The following is a 19,976-nucleotide window of genomic DNA, read 5'->3' as shown; positions in this document are numbered from 1 at the left end:
CGATTAAATAAAACGATCTCATAGAAATGTGATATGGAAGGTATAACATATATTTATACTGGATATATAATTGTGTAACAAAATGCGTATATCGAATTATATTTATATTCATAATATTTTATATGACTTAAGATACAGGCACTTAAATGTCACTACTACATGAGTAAATACCATGCAGTGATGCCATGTTACTTTTAATGCATCTTGAAGTATTAATAATGAAGTTAAGAATAACCCCATCGAGTTTAGCGATAGTCATTGCCTTATTATTAACCTTAATCGCGATTGAATTGTTTTTTTTAAACGAAAAAAAACAAATAGAGCTACAAAATAATCAACAAAATCTAGCTTTAGAGCAATGCGTATCAAAGATCATTAATAATGAAATTAATGATATGGTTATAAGTTTAAAAACGTTTAATGCTTTATTTAAATTAAATAATTATAACCCATCGAAGTTTGAATTATTAGCAAAAGAGATTTTGGAAACAAATAATAATATTTCAGAATTACAATTTGCGCCACAGGGAATAATTAAAATGATTTATCCTCACTCAGAGGTTAATTCTCCAATTGGGCATGATTTAAACCGTTTAAAGAAAAGAAAACAGGGGGTTTCTTTAGCAATAAAAAGCCGAAAGTTTACTTTGATTGGTCCAGTTAAATTAATTCAAAACAATAAGTTAGCGTTTATATTAAGATTGCCTATTTTTGATGATAATTTAAATTTCTTTGGTTTTGTTATTGCGATTAGCGATATCAATACATTTGCTAAGAATTTGAGTTTTAAAGATTTATTTTATAAAGTTGAAGGTTTTAATCCTGATGGTGAAATATTAACAATCTTTGATAATCGTCTCAATAAATCAGACGACCTTGTTAATATATTTAATGTTGATGTGCCTAATGGTCAATGGGTTTTTTCAAGAGCAAGAGTTGACGATAATACGTTTAAGTTGAATGTTACTCGTGGTTTACTGTACTTCATAGTTGGTGCTTTTTTGTTTTATATATATAAGCGTGAACATATATTAAAATTAAAAAACAGGCTAATTATTGATAGCAATCATATATTAAAGCAAGTTTCTTTTACTGATGAACTTACGAAGGTTGCTAATCGTAGGTATATGAATGAAAAAATGGAGCTTATATTTGCATCAGATAATAGTTTGACGCATAGCCTTGCTTTTTTAGATATCGATCATTTCAAGAAAGTAAATGATACTTATGGCCATGATGCTGGTGACGAGGTGCTAAAAATATTTGCTGATATCTGTATTAATAACATACGCTCTACTGATGTGTTTGCCCGTTGGGGGGGAGAGGAGTTTATATTATTTATGGATAACACCAATAAAGATCAGGCTGAAGAAGTCTGCTTACGTATTTTAACTGCTATTGAGCAACATCCTTTCTTATTTGGAGAGCACACTATTCGTATTACGACCTCAATTGGGTTAACAGAATTTTCGCCACCTAATGATCAAATAGAAGCGGTACTAAAGCATATCGATAAAGCACTGTATTGCTCTAAAAAGAATGGTCGTAACTGTATTACTATTCTATAAACAACAACAGTATTAACTGTGACATAACAGTTAATACTTCCAATAGCGCATATTAGATTGATAGTAAACGAGACATGGCAATTGCATTTGAACCGTAACTTATAGGCACTTTAAGCGAGTTATCAGTAATGAAATCAAATTTCTGCCAAAATGGAGCTGAATTTTGGACTGAAATTAATGAGGCTGATTGATAATCCATCGTCTTAAGAGTTACAAATAAGTGGTTGATCAATAAAGAAGGTAGTCCTTGCCCTTGTGATGTCGGTGTAATCGCTAAATCATGAAGATGTAAATGCGTACTATCTATATATTTGCTGGCTTTATTTAACTGAGGTAGAGATTTTTTATCGCAAGGATGACTAATCAGATAGCCGACAACCTGATGTTCATCATCAAGACATACAAAACATGTTTGTGGTGATATCGCTATTTTTGTTTTTAAAACAGCCATAGATTCACAATAATCATCGCCATAAGCTAATTGCTGAATACGTTCTATTTGATACCAATGCGATGACGTTATGGGGCTTAGTTTCATTTTTTTACTCTTATTGATTGTTTTCTTACTTATACATAGTGCTTTTAACCAATGCAATGCGAACACTTAGACTGTTATTAAATCATTTGTAACCAAAGTTGTATTTGCTGATATTGTTATGTTATAACATAACTATGTTGTGGCGGTGGCGTCACTGAATGGTCTTTGTGCTAAATAATAAAAGAATAGAGTAATGATTCGTCAACAAAATCCACCAACCATGCACTCAAAATGTAATGATATAACATCTCAAAATAAGTCAGGCTATCAAAATTCATTATTGCTAACCGGTGTATGCCAACGGAGTATTATCGGTTTGATGATAATTACTTTGTTGTGGTGGGCGCTGAGTTATTTTGTTTAGGTAATAGTATGATTTCATTGATTAATTTTACATCCTGCTACCGTGATAATATTGCATTGGATAGCATATGTTGCACCATTAATGATGGCGATTTAGTGGCTATCGTAGGTCCGAATGGTGCAGGAAAATCAACGTTATTAAAAGCACTTATGCAGCAAATAACACCGACAGCAGGCGAGGTGTGCTTAGGTAAGTACACCATGAAAGATATCGCTTATTTGCCGCAGAGTAGTCACATCGATCGTAATTTTCCAATTACTGTTGCAGAGTTCGTTTCCGCGGGGACTTGGCGTCGTAGTTCATTTTGGCGCTGTTTTTCGCAACAAGAATCGAATCACATGGCTCAAGCATTAGAAACAGTGCAGTTGTCAGGGATGGAAACTCGTCAAATTAGTGAGTTATCAGGAGGGCAATTTCAGCGGATGCTATTTGCGCGAATGCTGTTGCAAGATGCACAAATATTATTATTAGATGAACCTTTTGCTGCAATTGATGCGCAAACATCTGAAGATTTAATGACAGTAATAAAACGGTGTCAGCAGCAAGGTAAAACTGTCATTGCTGTCATGCACGATTTATCGTTAGTTGCCCGCTATTTTCCTACCACGATCCTTATTGCTACACAGTTAGTCGCGAGCGGTGATACAAAAACAGTGCTTCAAAGTCATTATTTACAGCAAGCAGGGTATCAAGCTTATCTCACCCCTTGCTTTGATAAAATTCAGTCTTTATCGACATTATCTCCTATCGCAATGGATGCACAGCAGGAATGTGGGCATGACTGAGGTAATACACTTTTTAACTCAACCTTTTAGTGATTTTAATTTTATGCAGCGTGCCCTATGGGGATGTTTGTTATTAAGCATTAGTGGTACACCGATCGGCGTTTTTTTAACCTTGCGTCGAATGAGCTTAACCGGTGATGCCATGTCACATGCAATTTTACCAGGCGCTGCAATCGGTTTTTTAATTTCAGGGATATCTGTAACTGCGATGACAGTTGGTGGTGTTATTGCAGGTTGCATTGTGGCCATTTTGTCCGGTATTGCCGCACGGCATTCAAAAGCCGAAGAAGATGCAAGTATGGCCGCTTTTTACTTATTGTCACTTGCATTAGGTGTACTCATTATTTCTACCAAAGGCAGCAATATGGATTTATTGCATGTCTTATTTGGTTCGACTTTAGCACTTAATAATGCTGCCTTGATTCTGTTGACTTTAATAGCATCGATAACAGTGCTTACGTTAGCTGTGCTGTATCGACCTTTAGTCATGGAGTGTGTTGATCCTGCTTTTTTTAAGACTGTTAGTAAGCTTAGTGGTGTGGCTCATTATGGTTTTTTACTGCTATTAGTGCTTAACCTCGTTGCGGGTTTTCAAGCACTTGGCACATTAATGGCCGTCGGTTTAATGATCTTACCTGCAACCATTGCTCGTTTTTGGAGTGGTCGCTTAGGTGGCATGCTTGTTATTGCGTTTGTTGCTTCGATTAGCAGCTGCTATGTCGGTTTAATTGTTTCATATTATTTAGGTTTTGCAACCAGCCCATCTATCGTATTGGTGATGGGAGGGGTGTATTTGTTGTCACTATTATTTGGTCGCCAAGGTGGCATTATTTTTAAAAGTTGGAGTAAAAGTTAACATGACAACCAAGAAGATATTACATAAAAAAGCCGTTGTTGCTGCGGTTGTGTTAGGACTAATAGCAAGTTCATCAGCAATGGCAGAAACCAAGGTGCCAGTCGTTGCCAGTTTTTCTATTTTAGGTGATTTAGTCTCTCAAGTTGGTGGCGATCATGTAGCGGTAAAAGATCTTGTCGGCATTAATGGTGATGTACATACTTATAGTCCCGCCCCGATGGATGCCGTGGCAGTAAAAGATGCACAATTGGTGGTAATTAATGGACTAGGACTTGAAGGGTGGTTACCAAGGTTAATCGAATCATCTCATTTTAAAGGTACAGAAATTGTCGCTTCAAAAGGGATCGATACACTAACCTTAGCTGAAGAAGAGTGTGATCATCATTCATCGGCAAAAGAAGGCTGTCATCACCATCACCATCATGGCGTATATGATCCTCATGCATGGAATAGTGTTACTAACGTTAAAACTTATGTAAAAAATATTGAAGCAGGATTGATTAAAGTTGACCCGGCACATACCAGTGATTATCAACATAACGCGCAAGCTTATTTGCAAAAGCTAGATAAATTGCAACTTGATATTCAAAAGCAGTTTGCCAAAATTCCTGCATCTCAACGGATGATCGTTACATCGCATGATGCATTTCAATACTTTTCACGTGATTATGATGTGACTTTTTTAGCGCCACAAGGAACCAGTACCAGTGCTGAAGCTAGTGCTGCTGATGTCGCGAAAATAATTAATCAAGTGCGTGATGATCATGTACGTGCAGTATTTATTGAGAATATAACCGATAACCGTATGGTTGAGCAGATCAGCCATGAAACAGGCGCTAAAATCGGTGGCAAATTATATTCAGATGCATTGTCAGGCCCTAGTGAACCCGCTAGTTCATACATTAAGATGATGGAATATAATACCGCAACTATTGCTAATGCATTGAAGTAATAGTTAATCAATGCTTAATCACTCAATACTAAACTATCTTTAGAGTAAATAATCACCTACTAATAACAGTAGGTGGTTATATTTAATAATAAGATAGGAGTATTAATTAATTTGATAACTTATCGTGAAGCATATAAATAATAGAGACTATATTTTTAAGAATTTTGATTTCATTTAAAAGGATTAATTTGCTTACAAAACTTGTTAAAATGCGCAGCGATAATTAAGTTATATTATTCGTTGGGTTAAAAATGGTTTCATTGGTACGTTTTTTGTTATTACCACAGCAACGATTACAATATCGTTTGAATTTTGTACGATTTAAAATCAAAAGTACTGAAAAAACGATCCGTTATTGTGTTAGTCGTGGGCTAAATAACAACCCTCAGTTTTTATTGTGTAATTTAGACCGTTATTGCACCGAATTTGAAGAGCTTTATGCGCGCCAAATGAAAAATAAATCATTATAAATCAAGCGATAAAAATGCATTCTATTCAGTGTAAATTAAATCTGCTGTTCGGTTGAGATCTCATACGAAAAATCCAGTATTATAGCAGTATGTTCATTTATAGTTACTAAGTATGAAAAATCCACAAACCATTCCTCTAGTTGATGATGTTGATACATTAACTCGCTTAAAAACAGCATTTGTTGCGGGTATTTGGGCAACATTAGTCAGTATTTCTATTGGTTTTTTGTTTAAAGTTTGGTTGGCACAGTGGGTTGCAAAAGATGATTTAGCGTTATTCAATAGTGTTATTGATATTGTGTCATTATCGTTAATATTAATGACAGGATTTCGATCGTCTATGGTGGTTACATACAGCCAGACCCATAACGATCATGACATTATAAATATCTTTCGATTTAGTTTAATTGTGATGGTGTTAATCACATGGGGATTAGTTTTACCTTATATAAAACATGAACTGCATATTAATGTAGGCTATTTCGAGATGGTTGGCGTTATTTTTGGTATGGGATTAAAGATATACTTTACCAATTTAATTGCTATGTATCGCTTATATGACGTGTCAAATAAAGTTACTTGGATTGAACCTACATCTAACGTTATTACCTTTATTGGTTGTTATTATATTTTCCATTTTAGCGCTTTAGCCTCACTTTTTTATAGTGTGATGGTCTCTTCATTGATTGTTGCTCACTTCATGTATTGGAAGCGTAGAAAACAAATTGCCACCAAACCATTAACAACTGTTCAGCTCGATCCCAATATGCGTAACTATGTGCGTAAAAGTTTTACCGCATCGTTAGAAGCTGGAGCCAGTATTTTGATGATTTATGCGGCTGTTTTGCTGACGATCACCCATTTTAGTCTGGATGAATTAGGTGATTTTCAAGTTGTTGTAAGGCCGATTTTTACTTACATGACAATGTTATTTGTATTTCCGATTTATCGATTTGTATTACCTGAACTATCTCAAAGTGTCCGTAAAGGAGAACATGCTCAAATACGGGCTATTCGGCGTTGGGTGTATCGATTAGCGATCATTGTAAGTGTGATCTTTTTCTTGGTGATGTTAGTTGGTGGAAAAGAGATCATTGGGTTTATTTTCCCTGCCCAATATAAAGGCGCAGAAATTGTATTATTTCACTTCTCTATTTTCTTTATTTTCATGATGCTTAATGCATACCAGTTAGCCTATATAAAAGCACATGGAAAATTCACTTTAAGTTTAATGATCCGCCTAAGTGGTATTGTGACTTTGGTTGTTAGCTATTATTTGTTGGCATTATTTACCGCTAACGTAGTTGCAATAATTGTTGCGTTAGGCTTAGGTTATGTAATGATGTTTATTTTATCGACTATTGCAGAGCAGAAAATTTTACGTGGTTATCGACGTCAAGGTATTGTGGTTGATTAAGTTTGATATAAATGAATAACGTTAGCGTATTGGTGTTATTAATTAAATAAAAAGGTTGAGTGGCAATGATAGCCTCTCAACCTTTTTTAAATGAAAACTAAGAGCTATAGTTATAATACTGGTGACATACCATAGCTGTGGCCATTAAGGAGCAATAACCCTAATAATACCAGTAATATTCCTCCAATGAGTTTGATGATAATACTGGTCATGGTGCGCTGACGTTGATTGGTAGCTAAATAGCGACTAACAATCTTTTTACCAGATAAGGTTAATAGTGCGATCCCTGATGTTGTCAGCGCTGTACCCACAGCCATTAAAATTGCACTGATAACCCCAAGCCAATAAAGACCGACCATATTAGCAAATAACAACACTAAAATAGCACCGGTACAAGGTCGAATACCGATACTGAACACAATTACAATGTATTCACGTAAGCTAGTTGCATTATTGATTTCATCAGCATTAGCGAAGTGTTTATGACCACAACCGCAGTTATCACCATGATCATGATGGTGGTGATGTTGTGCCGTTCTAAGTTGCCATGCTTGTTTTAAACTGCGATAAATAACAATCGCGCCAAGTAATAGCATCGCCATAAAGCTGTAACTGATAAATTGATCTGCAGCATCGTTAACTTGGCGCATTGATGATTTGAAAAATACCAATAGAATACTAACAAGTGTAATTGCAACAATAGCTTGTACAAATGCTGAAACCACTGTCATTATTAAACTGGCTTTTATTTTTGCAGGGTTAGTAGCAAGGTAAGTGGTGACAATCATCTTGCCATGACCGGGACCTAAGGAATGAAAGATTCCGTAAAGAAAGCTCAGTCCTGCTAATGAATAAGCCGCGGTTATGTTTTGCTGGGCATCATAAAGTAAATCACTGAGCTGACCATTAATATCGCGCTGCCATTTAATGCTGGTCATTAACATCGCTGGCCATTGTAGCCATAAATAATAACCGCTACCAAGAAATAACAGTAATACAATTGTTCGCGTTAACCAAGAGATAGGGGCAGGGCTAATATCGGAATGGTGATGATCACACGTTGCGCTATGACCATCATGGTTGTGTTCTAAATGATGATGTTCACATCGATGGTGGTGTTCATTGGGTTCATGCTGATCGCAGCATGAAGAGGCAACAGCAGGATCTTTTGCCTCTGAGATTGAGTTACAGCCGAGTTTCATTCGGAAAATCCTAAATCAATGCTATTTAGTGGAAGGCAAGGCATTGTCGACATTGCAGTACAGTTTAACTGTTTGGGTAAATACCTGACCTAATTTATCATCAGGATCTGGGCTTTCATCAGCAGGAATCGACATTGCATACGTAACTTGTTCGGGGGTTGGATGTGGCTCGATAAGTTTAAAACTACAGGTTTTGGCCAATTCGGGTGACAGTACAATGTCACTTTTGTTACCCCATGACATATCTACATAATAACTTGGTTCAAAGATTAACAATTTAAGTGAATCTTTGGTGACCGTTTTTGGTTTGGCTAATGGAAGCTCAAAAGTTAGCGTCGCTTTTGCACGTGGTTTTATTAATTCGCCACCTGCTGGAATATGGTATTTAATTGGGGTTTCGTTGTCATAGAAATAAGTAAAATAGTGCTCATTTTTCATGTTTTCCATCACAGATGCAGCAATGTTTTTCAAGGTTTTTTGCTTATTTTTTGGCGACATATCTTCACCATCAAGCATATAAGCGGTAGTCATGGCATCAAATGTCCATACCATTTTAAATCCTGTGATTTGATTATTATTGCCTTCGATGTAGGTCTTCATATCAATCCACGAATGAGGATGCGCTTGACTGGTTATTGGCGATAACGCAGCAATTGATAACATAAAACTGCAAAGGACATTCCTGCGCATTTAAAACTCCAGATTCATCATATAATGAGTGCAAATAATAGGGGATAATAAGCTCTATCAATGTGATGTTATAACATAGAGCTATTGATTGATCTAGGTGAACAATGGGGGGAATTATCGAGTATTTTAGATAAAGAGAAGATCAGGATAATGAACTACTAAATTAGTGTGTTATTAGCAGCTCATTTATATAAACAATGACGATCAGTTATTGCCGTCTAAAATAAAGTCAGGTTTAATAAGGCGCTGACAAAGAGATAATAATTGTTGCTGTTCTTGCTGATTTAGCGGCGCATAATAATCTGCAGCAATTGTTTTAATTGTGATATCTGCTTGTTGTTTAACCTCCAATCCTTTGGGCGTAAGGGCTAAATAACGGGCTTTTTTATTGAGATCACTTTTTTTTACTTCAATTAAATCACGCTTAATGCAATTATCGATTAAGCGTTTAGTGACAGAACGTTCACGCTGTAATGCTTCTGCTACCGCCTGTTGAGGGATCTCACCTAAATGATCGAGCACTCGTAATGCACCAAGCATCTCAAGTGTGATATCAAATTGGGTACTTAATGATTGATTAGCTATAGTTCTAAATTGCTTATAAGTGAGCCCAAGCGTAAAGCTCAAACTACTATCCAATTCAGGTATATTGGTCATTGCTGGTTGCATTTGGCTCTCTTTGGTAAACGTAATAAATGAATCAAATATAATATACCTAAAGTTACCGCGAGTTCCCAGCCACGTAAAAAGGTACTGTTTAAATTTAAGGCATTGCTACCCATATAAAGTTGAATTGGCAATACTGTGGCTAAAATAGCATCAGCATGAATATCACGATTTGTACCTTTACTTGTTGTCATTAGTAGCGCCAATCCAAAAATAAGCCCGCCGAGAATAATGACATAATAAGAAATAATATTTTGATGCCCAAGCATGAGCACAGAAAAAATAAGCGCGATCATACAGCCGCTAACTTGAGTAATAAAACGTAATTTTATGGTTTTAATATAGTTAGTTCGATTCATTTGAGTTGCTGCTGCAATCACAGGAACTAAGCAAAACGTCGCAGATATTAAATCAACTATCATCAAAAAACCGACGCTGATCCCTAATAATACGAGAGTAATAAAGCGATGTTTATAACGAATGGTCAGTGTCGGCATCGGTGGCGTAGGTTGTTTGGGCGGTATAACAGGTAGCAGCCATATCATGGTTTTTGCAACGCAGGCAGTGATCACCATCGCTAATAATATTTCATGGATCCTCATTGGCATATTCATGTTGGTATGCTGTGTAAAAATAATGATTAATATCCAATTAAATGTCGGCATTAATAATTGATTTAATTTGGCTGGAGTCGTTGCACGGCGGCGCATAAAATCAAAAAAGAATAAGCTAATGGTCCAAATAATAAACGGATGCTCACTAAAGAGATTACTGACCACCACAGCTGCGCTTGCTGCAAAAAAGGTCGGTAAAAACATCGTAGCAATACCAGCCCATGAAAATTGACGGCCTTTAGTCATTAAAATAGTTGGGTAAAGAGCAAAATAAACAGGAGAAGTAAAATTTGCAAGTTTGCCTATGAGCATACAAGTTGTGATGGTTAGTGCAATTCGTAGTGCACCATTAAGTTCATTTTTACTTAATGTCATGATAATCACCAGTTAATAAACATAGTGAAACAATGCAACTAATTTTATCCATACTTTGGCAATAGTATTGATGATCGGATTATCACTTTGGACCATAACGCTTGCACGGGCACCTGAAATTAGAGCTGAATCAAGATCGTTAACCTGAATTCGAGTCCGTATTTTTTGTAACTCACGGATCCAATGCTTATCGTTTGTAACAGTAGACAGTTGGTTATTTGGGTTTTCCGCGTCAAACTCTGCGCGATCTTGGCTACTGATTGTGCCATTAAAAACCTTTCCAGGGAGCGCATCAAAGGCAATATATACGGGGTGTTGTGGTTGGAGGTGTGCCATGCCTTTTTCATTAAAATCAGCACTGAGCCAATTATTATTTTCATTAACAATAAATAAAGCAGGGGTACCTTTAGTGATATAACTACCTGTTTGTAATTGTAAATTAGTAATAGTGCCACTTGTTTGTGCTACCACAGCTGTATGTGCAAGATTCAATTTGGCTTGAGCAAGTTTAGCTTGTGCTAATGCTACAGCTGCATTGCTGGTTTTTCCGTTAAGCAGCGCTTTTATACGTAAAACATCGGCTTTAGCTGCTTGATAGGCACTTTGTGCGACAGCTGCTTGTGTCTGTGTATCATCAAATTGTTGTTGAGTTACTAAGCCTTTATTAACCAGTTGCTTAAATCGAGCTAATGATGTTGCTGCGTTATGTGATTGCAGTTGGCGTTGTTTCAGTAATTGATTCGCAGTCACTAATTGTTGTGTTTGCGCTGTATAGTTTTGATCTGCCTGAGCTAAATCTGCTTGTGCTTGACGGACACTTAGCGCATATGGGGCAGAGTCAATCGTAAACAATAGCTGACCTTTGTGGACGGTTTGGCCATTTTTAACATCAACATGTGTAATAACCCCTGATACTTGCGGTGAAATATTAGCAACAGCACGGTATAAAGTTGATTGCGTGGTAAAAGGCGCCACGTTATCACTAATAACTAAAAAAAGGGAAAAACAGCCGACGATAGTAAGCACTACATAAATAATATATTGATAAATTTTATCTTTCATTTTTTGTTACCTATACAACAATAGGTGGTTAATCTATACTTATTTTGTTGCACTAGCAACAAAAAAATAAGTGAACTTATAACGCTTTGATTTCATAAGATCTATTTGGCCTTGAAGGGAATGAGAAATCATGGTGAAAAATAGCTTTAAGATAAAAAGCCAAAAATCAGTTAGAATATAATTAGCAGCGATATATTTAGTGATTCAGGCTTGAAGTCATAGTTAGCTTGCTATTCATTGGTATGATCGTGACAAAATTAGCAGCAATTGATGAGAACAATATATAATGAAAAAACAGTTATTTACTGCAAGTTTACTCTTACTTTTAAGTAGCTCTGTCTTTGCTGCTACAGCAGACACAAAGTTACCGATAGAGTTATCATCAGTTACTCAAGATGTGGATGTTGAAAATAATACCACCACGTTGATCGGCAAGGTTGATATTGTGCAAGGTGGTGTCACCATTAAAGCAGATAAAGCGATCATTAAATTAAATGGTAAAACGAAAGAATTAAAAACCATTGAAGTTTATGGTAAGCCCGCTTACTTTAAACGAGTAATGAAAGATGGCAAAGTGATCAACGGTGAGTCTGGTTACGGTATTTATACGCCATCAAGCAATATGATGGTCTTAAAACAAAATGCTAAAATTGTGCAAGATGGCAATACGATTCGTGCTAATGAGATCAGCTATAACCTTAAAGCGCAATTTATGAAAGCAACAGGGACTAAGTCTCAACAAGTTAAAACTAAGCTATTACCAGAAACAAAGTAAAAGGAATGATTGTGGAATTAGTAACTGTTAATTCAAGTAATTTAGCGATTTATCTAAATTTAACGCAAGCTTATGAAGCAGAATTTTCGCCATTGACTAAAAAATTACCTGATGAAGAGGGTAAGTTTGCTCTAGATACGCCGATTGAAGGCAACGTTACTGGCTATTTATTGTACATTGATGGTAGGCCTGCTGGACTAGCGGCAATTGCTAACGAAAGTGTGGATCATTACGAAGTGTGTGATTTTTACGTTGTGCCTGTATTCCGTAAGCACAAAGCGGGTCAGCGCTTTGCCCATATTCTATTTGATATGATGCCAGGCTTATGGCAGAGCAAGCAAATTGCAGGGGCTGATAATGCGATTGCTTTTTGGCGACGCGCGATAGGTGCTTATACAAACAATGAATTTGTAGAAGATATTTATCACGATGAATATTGGGGTGATGTTACTCGCCAATGTTTTAAAACCACCGCTTAATTATCACTGGTTTTAAATAACGATATTAGTTAATAAAGCCCCTATTTTTTATTTAAAGATAGGGGCTTTATTTTAGGGGAAATTTTTTCATATATTATCACTAATGGGATTGCTAAGGCGGTAAATAAAAACATTATCCCTATAAGTATAAATCCTAATATGCCTATATCATCATAATGATGTGGCCGTTTTTTGTATTTTATAATGTTTAATACGATGAATTTCATGACAGTTCCGTGTATAAAGCCTCTAATTAAAGAGGCTTTCATGCTTATTTGTTAGTTACTCACTAGCAAGTTGTTTGATATTTGTTTGAGATATATTATTAAGATCATTCCTAACCCTAATAATTGCCATAAATATTGTCCGTCTGGTGCTCCTGATATTGTTTGGCTAAATAATAATACTGAAGTTACAAACAGTGAGGCAACAGCGGAACGTTGAGTAAATACGCTATCTTTATCATTTAAAAACTCACCCTTCATAATTGCTATAATTAAAATTACTGCAGGTAAACATTGCAATATAATTATCAATGGAAACATATAGTCATATATAGGCGTAAAGAGCATATGAGCAACTGAAGATTTATCCCAGTTGCCAGTTATATATGACTTCCATCCAGACCAAGAGTCTCCTTTGTAAGCAATATGTGGAAATAGTACGTTAGCAGTAACACCAAATAACTTATCTATAAATCCATTTTTAAACCAAAATGCGAAGAGAAAAATTTGAATTGGTATAATTTTAAAATTTAACAGCTTTAATTTACTTAACATTTTACCTTTACCTTACTTGGTGTCATTATATTGCTTAACATTCAATATATTCCTTTTACTATTGTGTTTATTTGGTTTACTAAGATTCAATAATACTGAAACATTGATTGAGTTAAAATAACAAAAATAAAAACTAAAAATGTTAATAATAAATATTTAATATTTTTCATTCTCATAGTAGAGAGTTAAGAAAGGATAATGGGCAGCTATTACATTACACATCGACCATGGGTGACTATATAGACTGGAATGATCGTTGTGTTCGCAATGGTCAATAAAGAATGCCCACAAAAAAGCGAGGTATTAATACCTCGCTTTTGGAATTAGGATTTTTATTGGTTAAGCACACGCCATCGATTTTAGCTGTAGCGTATTTATAAATAATCTTGGATCAGTAATATTATTAAGTATCGATGGAGTAGGTAAGCAATCATCATCGACGTAATCGACATAGTCAGCCGCTGAATCAAAGATTAAAATATCTAACGCCAAGCGATCTAATCCGTATAGGCCGCGGTGGATCATATCGGCAGAGAAGACTAATAAATCACCTGCGGCGAGTGCAATCTGTTTACCGCCAGAGATGCTATCGTTACTGAGTTTGCCATTAACTTCTTGGCGAACATTATATTCTTCTTCATTATCCCATCGTTTGTGGGTGCCGGGGATGATTTCCATACCGGGTTCATCAAATAAAGGTATACGAAGGTGAAGCACTTGCGTTTCAAGGATGATTCGCATTTGATCATCAATGTCATAGTCATATTGACAGTCGCGATGCCAAAAATCTTTTTGTTGCGGATTAACAGGGTTAAAAAATAGCTGTGTATTCATAAATGCAGGGTTATTAGGTATTACTGCATCGACTACTTGCATGATTTTTTTTGAGCTGATGAAGTTAAAAAGTACCGTTCTATCGTCGATAGCTAAATACTCGCTGCCTGTAATTAACGATGAGTTAAATGCTTCTTCTTGATAGAATTCTTTATTGTCTGCCTTCCATAATTCATGGAATTTTAAAACGACTTTTCTCAATGATGCAATTTGAGCATCATCAAAATAATTTCTAATAACAAAGTAACCATCTTTGTCGTAACTGTTACTTAATTGCTGGCTATTTACCACCACAGACTACCTTTATGCTTTTGGTACCGTTGACTGATTACGGTATTGTTTGGCGCATAATGCCAGATAGGTATCATGTAACCAAGCAATTAATATTATCAATAAAAAGGCTAGGTATGATGAAATACCTAGCCTCTATATGTATCAAATTATCATTAGGTGATGATTATAATGCAGTCTCTAAAATCTTACGGCTATCTGCAATTGCCAGTTTACCGTGTTCGCCTAATGCGGTCATACCGTGTTTCTCAAGGCTGTTAATCAGCACATCAATATCTGTAGCGCCTAATTCAACATCTGCCAATGACGTTGGAACATCCATCTCTTTAAAGAAAGCAATAGTGCGAGCAATAGCGGCATCAATACGCTCGTCGGTAGTGCCAGTAGTAATACCAAATACACGCTCTGCATATTGAACTAATTTAGCTTGTTTCTCTGTGCGACAAACCTGCATTACCGCTGGTAGTACAATACTTAATGTACGCGCATGATCGATAGCATAGTTACCAGTTAACTCATGGCCAATCATATGCGTTGTCCAATCTTGTGGTACACCGACACCAATTAAACCATTCAATGCTTGTGTTGCCGACCACATGATATTAGCGCGAACAGCGATATCATTTGGGGTCGCAAGGGCTTTCGGGCCTTCTTCGATAAGTGTAAGCAATAGCCCTTCCGCAAAACGGTCTTGGACTTTAGCATTTACAGGGAAAGTTAGGTATTGCTCCATCGTATGAACAAAAGCATCCACAACACCGTTAGACACTTGGCGTGGTGATAAGCTTAAAGTGGTTTGTGGATCTAAAATAGCAAAAGTCGGTTTTACCAACGGTGAGCCAAAGAATAGCTTGTCTTTACCACGAGAAACCACAGAGCCACCATTAGTTTCAGAACCTGTTGCAGGCAGGGTTAATACACAGCCAATAGGTAGTGCCGTAATAACTGGTGCTTGGTCATGAAGGATTTCCCAAGGATCGTTACCTTCGTAACACGCTGCAGCTGCAATGAATTTAGTACCATCAACCACAGAACCACCGCCAACAGCCAGTAGGAAGTCAAAACCTTCAGCTTTTACTTTAGCAACAGCTTGCATCAAAGTGTCATATTGTGGATTTGGCTCAACGCCCGCAAACTCGTCCCAATTAAAACCACTAAGTGCGGTAGCAACTTGCTCATACACACCGTTGGTTTTGATTGAACCGCCACCATAAATCACTAAGATTTTCTTATCTTTAGGAATGTCATTGGCAATTTCAGCAATTTGGCCTTCACCAAAATGAATTTTTGTAGGGCTTTGATAGGTAAATTTGTCCATTGTTTTTTCCTCTCAGCAGCACGCTGACGCTGATTATTATAATGATTTTGTTTTATCAAAGACTAACTGTCTTTAATGGCTACAGTCTAGGTGATAATGCCGTTTCACTTAATACATAATTCTCTTTAATACTTGCCTATTTCTCTTTTATTGAAGGTATTGATGATTGATTTGTGGCAATGGTCTGCTAAGGTAAATGAAATAAAATTAAGGGTTAATCTCGTGAAGATAGAGAACATTCAGCATTCAACTGTTAATCTGCCTGTTGTGATACCGCCAGTATTAACGACGCTTGCGACCTCATTATGTGAATATTATGGGTTAGCACAACGATCTGGTCGAGTTGATACCTGTTTAGCTGGAATAAAGTTGTTCAGAATCGACGGTTATCGCAAATATAGCCCGCAAATGTATGAGCAAGGTATTGTTATTATTCTTCAAGGTCGAAAAATTGGTCACTTAAATCAACATCAATTTAATTATGATCCACACCGGTGTTTATTAGTCACCACCCCTTATCCGATTGTTTGTGAAACCTTTGCATCATATGAACAACCGTTAATGGGGATCAATATCGACTTTGATATTACGGTTATTGGACAGTTAGTAGCAATGATAGAGGCCCAGCAGCATAGCCGTTTCGATTATGAAGGGAGTTGTGGTGTGGCGACAGCACAAATGACTGAACGCATGTATCGCAGTGTCGAACAGTTATTAGAAGTATTGCACGATCCTCTTGATGCACAAGTGCTCGGCCCCTCGCTTATACGACAGTTGTTTTATTATTTATTGCATAGTGAGCAGGGCTATTTATTGGCGCAGTATTGTGAACAAGACAGTGTTTTAGCTAAAATTTCAGCAGTCATTGATTATGTACAACAGCATTATGCGACTAAATTACATGTGCATGAATTAGCGGCGATGGCTGGCATGAGTGTGTCGGTATTTCATAAAGTCTTTAAGCAAGTCGTGACCGATCCGCCGCTGCAATATATTAAAAAAATACGCTTAAATAATGCTAAAACATTAATGCTGCAACAAGGAATGGCTGCTAATGTTGCAGCAGGGCAAGTTGGATATGAAAGTCCAACCCAATTTAGTCGTGAATTTAAACGTTATTTTGGCCTACCACCAAGTAAAGTCCATGAACAAACTGGATTTATTCGGTAATATATCTCGGTGGAATGAAATAGTGTGCAATTGTAGTTAAAATGTATAAAAATGCTTTTAGCAATATATAACCATCATCATAAGGCAAAATAATAAGGAAAATAATGTCTGAGCCTCATAAGAAAATTTTGATCCTGTTTGCGCACCCATCGCAAAATCGTTCTGAAATCAATGTGCCATTGTTTAATGCATCAAAAGGTTTCGATCATGTCACTACTGTCGATTTATACGCAGAATACCCTAGATACCGTATTGATATTGATAAAGAACAGCAACGTTTACGTGACCACGATGTGATTGTGTTTATGTTCCCATTGTATTGGTACTCCACACCCTCGCTCTTGAAAGAGTGGCAAGATTTAGTGTTGGAATACGGTTTTGCTTATGGCAGTGAGGGCACAGCGCTACAAGGCAAAAAGTTTCTTTGTGCACTGACCGCTGGTGGATCTGAATCAAGTTACCGTAAAGAAGGTTTTAACCATTTTACGATTCGTGAATTATTACAACCGCTAGAGCAAATGGCAGAGTTAACGGGCATGGAGTTTTTAGCACCGTTTGCTTTGTTTGGTGCTGGAACGGCAACGGAAGAGCAACGTGTTGCTAAACATTTAGAAAACTGGCGCCGTGTGTTAGTTGCTATTGCTGATAATAAGCTCAATTATGATGTCGCGAGTAAATTATCAAAATTAAACCATAATCTTGATAGTGTGATCACGGAGTAGTCATGACTGGTATATTTTTACAAGCATTTATTTATTTAGTTGCGGCAGTCATTGCGGTACCTATTGCGAAACGATTTGGGTTAGGCTCAGTATTAGGTTATTTAATCGCTGGTGTTGTAATTGGTCCTGTTATTGGGTTAGTTGGCAGTGAAACGAGCACTATTCAGCATTTTGCTGAATTTGGCGTGGTAATGATGCTGTTTATCGTAGGCCTAGAACTTGAACCTAAAATGCTGTGGGGCATGCGTCATCGTTTATTGGGCTTGGGCGGGCTGCAAGTCGTTGTGACTGCTGCTGTGGTAATGGGGATTGCGTGTGCACTCGGTGTTGGTTGGACTTATGCATTAGCGATTGGTTTGATTTTCTCATTGTCATCAACTGCTATTGTACTGCAAACATTTAGTGAAAAAGGGCTAACAAAAACTGAAGGCGGAAAAAGTGCGTTTTCAGTATTGCTGTTTCAAGATATTGCCGTTATTCCAATGTTGGCATTAATTCCTTTATTGGCATTACCTGAATTAGTTGAAAAAGCGCAAACAACTGTTGCTGCTGCCGCAGAACATCATGACGATCTTAGTTTAGTTGCTGGGTTACCTGGTTGGGGATACGCGATTGTCGTGATCCTTGCGATTGCAGGTGTGGTGGTTGGTGGGCATTATTTAAGTCGTCCATTATTTCGTTTTGTTGCCGCCTCTGGATTACGTGAGATATTTACAGCAACAGCATTAATGTTAGTTATTGGTATTGCAGCATTAATGAGCCTTATTGGTTTATCGCCAGCGCTAGGTACTTTCCTTGCCGGTGTGGTGCTGGCAAACAGTGAGTTCCGCCATGAGCTTGAATCAAATATTGAACCGTTCAAAGGATTATTACTAGGGCTGTTCTTTATTACCGTTGGTGCTGGGATTAACTTCAGTATTTTGTTTGATCAATTTGGTCTTATTATTGGTTTAACACTAGGTGTTATGCTGATTAAGGCATTGGTGCTATTTATTTTAGCCTTTGTGTTTAAAGTAAAAGGCAGTGATAAATGGCTGTTTGCGCTTAGTTTGGCACAAGCGGGTGAGTTTGGTTTTGTATTACTAAATTACACGGTTCAAAATAATGTATTACCTGCCGAATTAGGCCAAACATTGTCGCTAGTGGTTGCCTTATCGATGTTCTTAACCCCAGGGTTATTTATCTTATTTGATAAAGTTATTTTACCGCGATTTAGTGCTGCTAAAAATGATCGAGAAGCGGATGAAATAGACGAGCAAGGTAAAGTTATCATTGCTGGTATTGGCCGTTTTGGTCAAATAGTTAACCGTTTATTAAGTGCTAATGGTATGAAAACGGTAGTACTCGACCATTCCGTAACTCAAATTGATAATATGCGTCAGATTGATATTAAGAGCTATTTTGGTGACGCGACGCGACATGATTTATTGCATACTGCGGGCATTGAAGATGCTAAGGTATTTGTGGTTGCAATTGATGATCAAGAGCGTGCTACTGAGTTAGTGCACTATATTAAACAAACTTATCCGCATGTACGTGTATTAGCACGTGCTTATGATCGAGGCCATCATTACTCATTACGTTGTGCTGGTGCTGATTATGTGATCAGTGAAACTTATCGTTCAGCACTAGCAATGGGCGCACAAGCGTTAAAAGAGCTTGGTGTGCATCCATTTAGGGCAGAACAGCAAAAAGCAATGTTTGTTGAAACAGAAGCAAAAAGCAAAGAGTTGTTGTATCAAACGTGGCGTGATAGCACCGAAGAAGATCGCTTTAACAGCTCTTATGTTGAATTATTTATGCAATTAGAACAGACATTAGGTGAGGCAATGAAGCAAGAGCGTACTGATAAGCACACTAAATCAGAACGTGGTTGGACACCACCACCTAAAAACTTTATTGAAGAAGCCGAGCAAATGCAGGCCGATAAAAAAGAAAGTTAAATTCTAGTTAAGCGTATAATTAAAACAAGAGGTGCTAAATACAGTCGTATTAGCACCTTTTTATTATGCGTTATTTAGCTATTTATTCAGCTTGAGCAACCAATAT

The 19,976-nt window shown here is 36.9% G+C and carries 20 protein-coding genes; 11 read left to right on the top strand and 9 right to left on the bottom strand.

Annotated elements, in window-relative coordinates:
• Positions 1 to 197: 197 nt before the first annotated feature.
• Entirely contained in the window at positions 198 to 1,568 is a 1,371-nt protein-coding gene (locus PMAL9190_RS11480) for a sensor domain-containing diguanylate cyclase (protein ID WP_159458393.1), read from the top strand.
• Between the two features lie 52 nt (positions 1,569 to 1,620).
• Here PMAL9190_RS11480 and PMAL9190_RS11475 read toward each other — a convergent pair whose 3' ends face one another.
• Positions 1,621 to 2,106 carry a GNAT family N-acetyltransferase gene (locus PMAL9190_RS11475; RefSeq protein ID WP_087845323.1) on the bottom strand — a complete coding sequence of 162 codons (486 nt, stop codon included), beginning with the start codon at positions 2,104 to 2,106 and terminating at the stop codon, positions 1,621 to 1,623.
• Positions 2,107 to 2,478: 372 nt separating this feature from the next.
• Between PMAL9190_RS11475 and PMAL9190_RS11470 the strand changes: the two genes are divergently transcribed.
• From PMAL9190_RS11470 to PMAL9190_RS11450, 5 genes are all read left to right on the top strand, one after another.
• Positions 2,479 to 3,255, top strand: a complete 777-nt coding sequence (locus PMAL9190_RS11470; protein WP_087845434.1) for a metal ABC transporter ATP-binding protein — start codon at positions 2,479 to 2,481, stop codon at positions 3,253 to 3,255.
• Positions 3,248 to 4,111, top strand: a complete 864-nt coding sequence (locus PMAL9190_RS11465) for a metal ABC transporter permease (protein ID WP_087845322.1) — start codon at positions 3,248 to 3,250, stop codon at positions 4,109 to 4,111. The genes PMAL9190_RS11470 and PMAL9190_RS11465 overlap by 8 nt, the downstream gene beginning before the upstream one ends.
• Before the next feature lies 1 nt (position 4,112).
• Complete coding sequence (locus tag PMAL9190_RS11460; RefSeq protein ID WP_087845321.1) at positions 4,113 to 5,063, top strand: metal ABC transporter substrate-binding protein; 951 nt, start codon at positions 4,113 to 4,115, stop codon at positions 5,061 to 5,063.
• Positions 5,064 to 5,314: 251 nt separating this feature from the next.
• On the top strand, positions 5,315 to 5,533 hold the full coding sequence (locus PMAL9190_RS11455; protein WP_065167109.1) for a hypothetical protein: 219 nt from the start codon (positions 5,315 to 5,317) through the stop codon (positions 5,531 to 5,533).
• A gap of 112 nt (positions 5,534 to 5,645) precedes the next feature.
• Complete coding sequence (locus PMAL9190_RS11450) at positions 5,646 to 6,950, top strand: lipopolysaccharide biosynthesis protein (RefSeq protein ID WP_087845320.1); 1,305 nt, start codon at positions 5,646 to 5,648, stop codon at positions 6,948 to 6,950.
• A 110-nt stretch (positions 6,951 to 7,060) separates the two neighbouring features.
• On the opposite strand, the gene PMAL9190_RS11445 is transcribed toward PMAL9190_RS11450, so the two are convergent.
• From PMAL9190_RS11445 to PMAL9190_RS11425, 5 genes are all read right to left on the bottom strand, one after another.
• Positions 7,061 to 8,152 carry a nickel/cobalt transporter gene (locus PMAL9190_RS11445; protein WP_235004350.1) on the bottom strand — a complete coding sequence of 364 codons (1,092 nt, stop codon included), beginning with the start codon at positions 8,150 to 8,152 and terminating at the stop codon, positions 7,061 to 7,063.
• 21 nt (positions 8,153 to 8,173) lie between these two features.
• Complete coding sequence (locus tag PMAL9190_RS11440; protein ID WP_087845319.1) at positions 8,174 to 8,842, bottom strand: DUF1007 family protein; 669 nt, start codon at positions 8,840 to 8,842, stop codon at positions 8,174 to 8,176.
• Positions 8,843 to 9,046: 204 nt separating this feature from the next.
• Positions 9,047 to 9,511 carry a MarR family winged helix-turn-helix transcriptional regulator gene (locus PMAL9190_RS11435; RefSeq protein ID WP_087845318.1) on the bottom strand — a complete coding sequence of 155 codons (465 nt, stop codon included), beginning with the start codon at positions 9,509 to 9,511 and terminating at the stop codon, positions 9,047 to 9,049.
• A complete protein-coding gene (locus PMAL9190_RS11430) occupies positions 9,496 to 10,497 on the bottom strand; it encodes a DUF2955 domain-containing protein (RefSeq protein WP_087845317.1) in 1,002 nt (333 codons plus the stop codon). The genes PMAL9190_RS11435 and PMAL9190_RS11430 overlap by 16 nt, the downstream gene beginning before the upstream one ends.
• 12 nt (positions 10,498 to 10,509) lie before the next feature.
• Positions 10,510 to 11,559 carry an HlyD family secretion protein gene (locus PMAL9190_RS11425; protein WP_087845316.1) on the bottom strand — a complete coding sequence of 350 codons (1,050 nt, stop codon included), beginning with the start codon at positions 11,557 to 11,559 and terminating at the stop codon, positions 10,510 to 10,512.
• 286 nt (positions 11,560 to 11,845) lie between these two features.
• Between PMAL9190_RS11425 and lptA the strand changes: the two genes are divergently transcribed.
• Positions 11,846 to 12,334 carry a lipopolysaccharide transport periplasmic protein LptA gene (gene lptA / locus PMAL9190_RS11420; protein WP_065177123.1) on the top strand — a complete coding sequence of 163 codons (489 nt, stop codon included), beginning with the start codon at positions 11,846 to 11,848 and terminating at the stop codon, positions 12,332 to 12,334.
• Positions 12,335 to 12,345: 11 nt separating this feature from the next.
• The gene (locus tag PMAL9190_RS11415; protein ID WP_087845315.1) at positions 12,346 to 12,813 is read left to right on the top strand and encodes a GNAT family N-acetyltransferase; all 468 of its coding nucleotides are present in this window, start codon (positions 12,346 to 12,348) and stop codon (positions 12,811 to 12,813) included.
• A gap of 278 nt (positions 12,814 to 13,091) precedes the next feature.
• Here PMAL9190_RS11415 and PMAL9190_RS11405 read toward each other — a convergent pair whose 3' ends face one another.
• From PMAL9190_RS11405 to PMAL9190_RS11395, 3 genes are all read right to left on the bottom strand, one after another.
• Positions 13,092 to 13,592 (bottom strand): hypothetical protein, encoded by a 501-nt coding sequence (locus PMAL9190_RS11405; RefSeq protein ID WP_087845313.1) that lies wholly within the window; start codon positions 13,590 to 13,592, stop codon positions 13,092 to 13,094.
• Between the two features lie 339 nt (positions 13,593 to 13,931).
• On the bottom strand, positions 13,932 to 14,720 hold the full coding sequence (locus PMAL9190_RS11400; protein WP_087845312.1) for a phytanoyl-CoA dioxygenase family protein: 789 nt from the start codon (positions 14,718 to 14,720) through the stop codon (positions 13,932 to 13,934).
• Between the two features lie 163 nt (positions 14,721 to 14,883).
• A complete protein-coding gene (locus PMAL9190_RS11395; RefSeq protein ID WP_087845311.1) occupies positions 14,884 to 16,035 on the bottom strand; it encodes an iron-containing alcohol dehydrogenase in 1,152 nt (383 codons plus the stop codon).
• 222 nt (positions 16,036 to 16,257) lie between these two features.
• On the opposite strand from PMAL9190_RS11395, the gene PMAL9190_RS11390 reads away from it, so the two are divergent.
• The 3 genes from PMAL9190_RS11390 to PMAL9190_RS11380 all read left to right on the top strand — a co-directional run bounded on the left by PMAL9190_RS11390 (position 16,258) and on the right by PMAL9190_RS11380 (position 19,870).
• A complete protein-coding gene (locus PMAL9190_RS11390) occupies positions 16,258 to 17,205 on the top strand; it encodes an AraC family transcriptional regulator (RefSeq protein ID WP_235004349.1) in 948 nt (315 codons plus the stop codon).
• 104 nt (positions 17,206 to 17,309) lie between these two features.
• On the top strand, positions 17,310 to 17,927 hold the full coding sequence (locus PMAL9190_RS11385; protein WP_087845309.1) for an NAD(P)H-dependent oxidoreductase: 618 nt from the start codon (positions 17,310 to 17,312) through the stop codon (positions 17,925 to 17,927).
• Between the two features lie 2 nt (positions 17,928 to 17,929).
• On the top strand, positions 17,930 to 19,870 hold the full coding sequence (locus tag PMAL9190_RS11380) for a monovalent cation:proton antiporter-2 (CPA2) family protein (protein ID WP_087845308.1): 1,941 nt from the start codon (positions 17,930 to 17,932) through the stop codon (positions 19,868 to 19,870).
• Positions 19,871 to 19,976 lie beyond the last annotated feature (106 nt).

Origin of the sequence: Photobacterium malacitanum (assembly GCF_900185615.1) — a bacterium.
Taxonomy (GTDB): Bacteria; Pseudomonadota; Gammaproteobacteria; order Enterobacterales; family Vibrionaceae; genus Photobacterium; species Photobacterium malacitanum.
This window is presented reverse-complemented; position numbering and strand designations above follow the sequence as displayed.

Bases quoted from the DNA above. Each gene is read 5' to 3' on its own strand.
- PMAL9190_RS11475 (WP_087845323.1), bottom strand. From the start codon at position 2,106: ATGAAACTAAGCCCCATAACGTCATCGCATTGGTATCAAATAGAACGT.
- PMAL9190_RS11450 (WP_087845320.1), top strand. From the start codon at position 5,646: ATGAAAAATCCACAAACCATTCCTCTAGTTGATGATGTTGATACATTA.
- PMAL9190_RS11405 (WP_087845313.1), bottom strand. From the start codon at position 13,592: ATGTTAAGTAAATTAAAGCTGTTAAATTTTAAAATTATACCAATTCAA.
- PMAL9190_RS11460 (WP_087845321.1), top strand. From the start codon at position 4,113: ATGACAACCAAGAAGATATTACATAAAAAAGCCGTTGTTGCTGCGGTT.
- PMAL9190_RS11440 (WP_087845319.1), bottom strand. From the start codon at position 8,842: ATGCGCAGGAATGTCCTTTGCAGTTTTATGTTATCAATTGCTGCGTTA.
- PMAL9190_RS11425 (WP_087845316.1), bottom strand. From the start codon at position 11,559: ATGAAAGATAAAATTTATCAATATATTATTTATGTAGTGCTTACTATC.
- PMAL9190_RS11380 (WP_087845308.1), top strand. From the start codon at position 17,930: ATGACTGGTATATTTTTACAAGCATTTATTTATTTAGTTGCGGCAGTC.
- PMAL9190_RS11445 (WP_235004350.1), bottom strand. From the start codon at position 8,152: ATGAAACTCGGCTGTAACTCAATCTCAGAGGCAAAAGATCCTGCTGTT.
- PMAL9190_RS11465 (WP_087845322.1), top strand. From the start codon at position 3,248: ATGACTGAGGTAATACACTTTTTAACTCAACCTTTTAGTGATTTTAAT.
- PMAL9190_RS11430 (WP_087845317.1), bottom strand. From the start codon at position 10,497: ATGACATTAAGTAAAAATGAACTTAATGGTGCACTACGAATTGCACTA.
- PMAL9190_RS11455 (WP_065167109.1), top strand. From the start codon at position 5,315: ATGGTTTCATTGGTACGTTTTTTGTTATTACCACAGCAACGATTACAA.
- lptA (WP_065177123.1), top strand. From the start codon at position 11,846: ATGAAAAAACAGTTATTTACTGCAAGTTTACTCTTACTTTTAAGTAGC.
- PMAL9190_RS11385 (WP_087845309.1), top strand. From the start codon at position 17,310: ATGTCTGAGCCTCATAAGAAAATTTTGATCCTGTTTGCGCACCCATCG.
- PMAL9190_RS11435 (WP_087845318.1), bottom strand. From the start codon at position 9,511: ATGCAACCAGCAATGACCAATATACCTGAATTGGATAGTAGTTTGAGC.
- PMAL9190_RS11395 (WP_087845311.1), bottom strand. From the start codon at position 16,035: ATGGACAAATTTACCTATCAAAGCCCTACAAAAATTCATTTTGGTGAA.
- PMAL9190_RS11480 (WP_159458393.1), top strand. From the start codon at position 198: ATGCATCTTGAAGTATTAATAATGAAGTTAAGAATAACCCCATCGAGT.
- PMAL9190_RS11470 (WP_087845434.1), top strand. From the start codon at position 2,479: ATGATTTCATTGATTAATTTTACATCCTGCTACCGTGATAATATTGCA.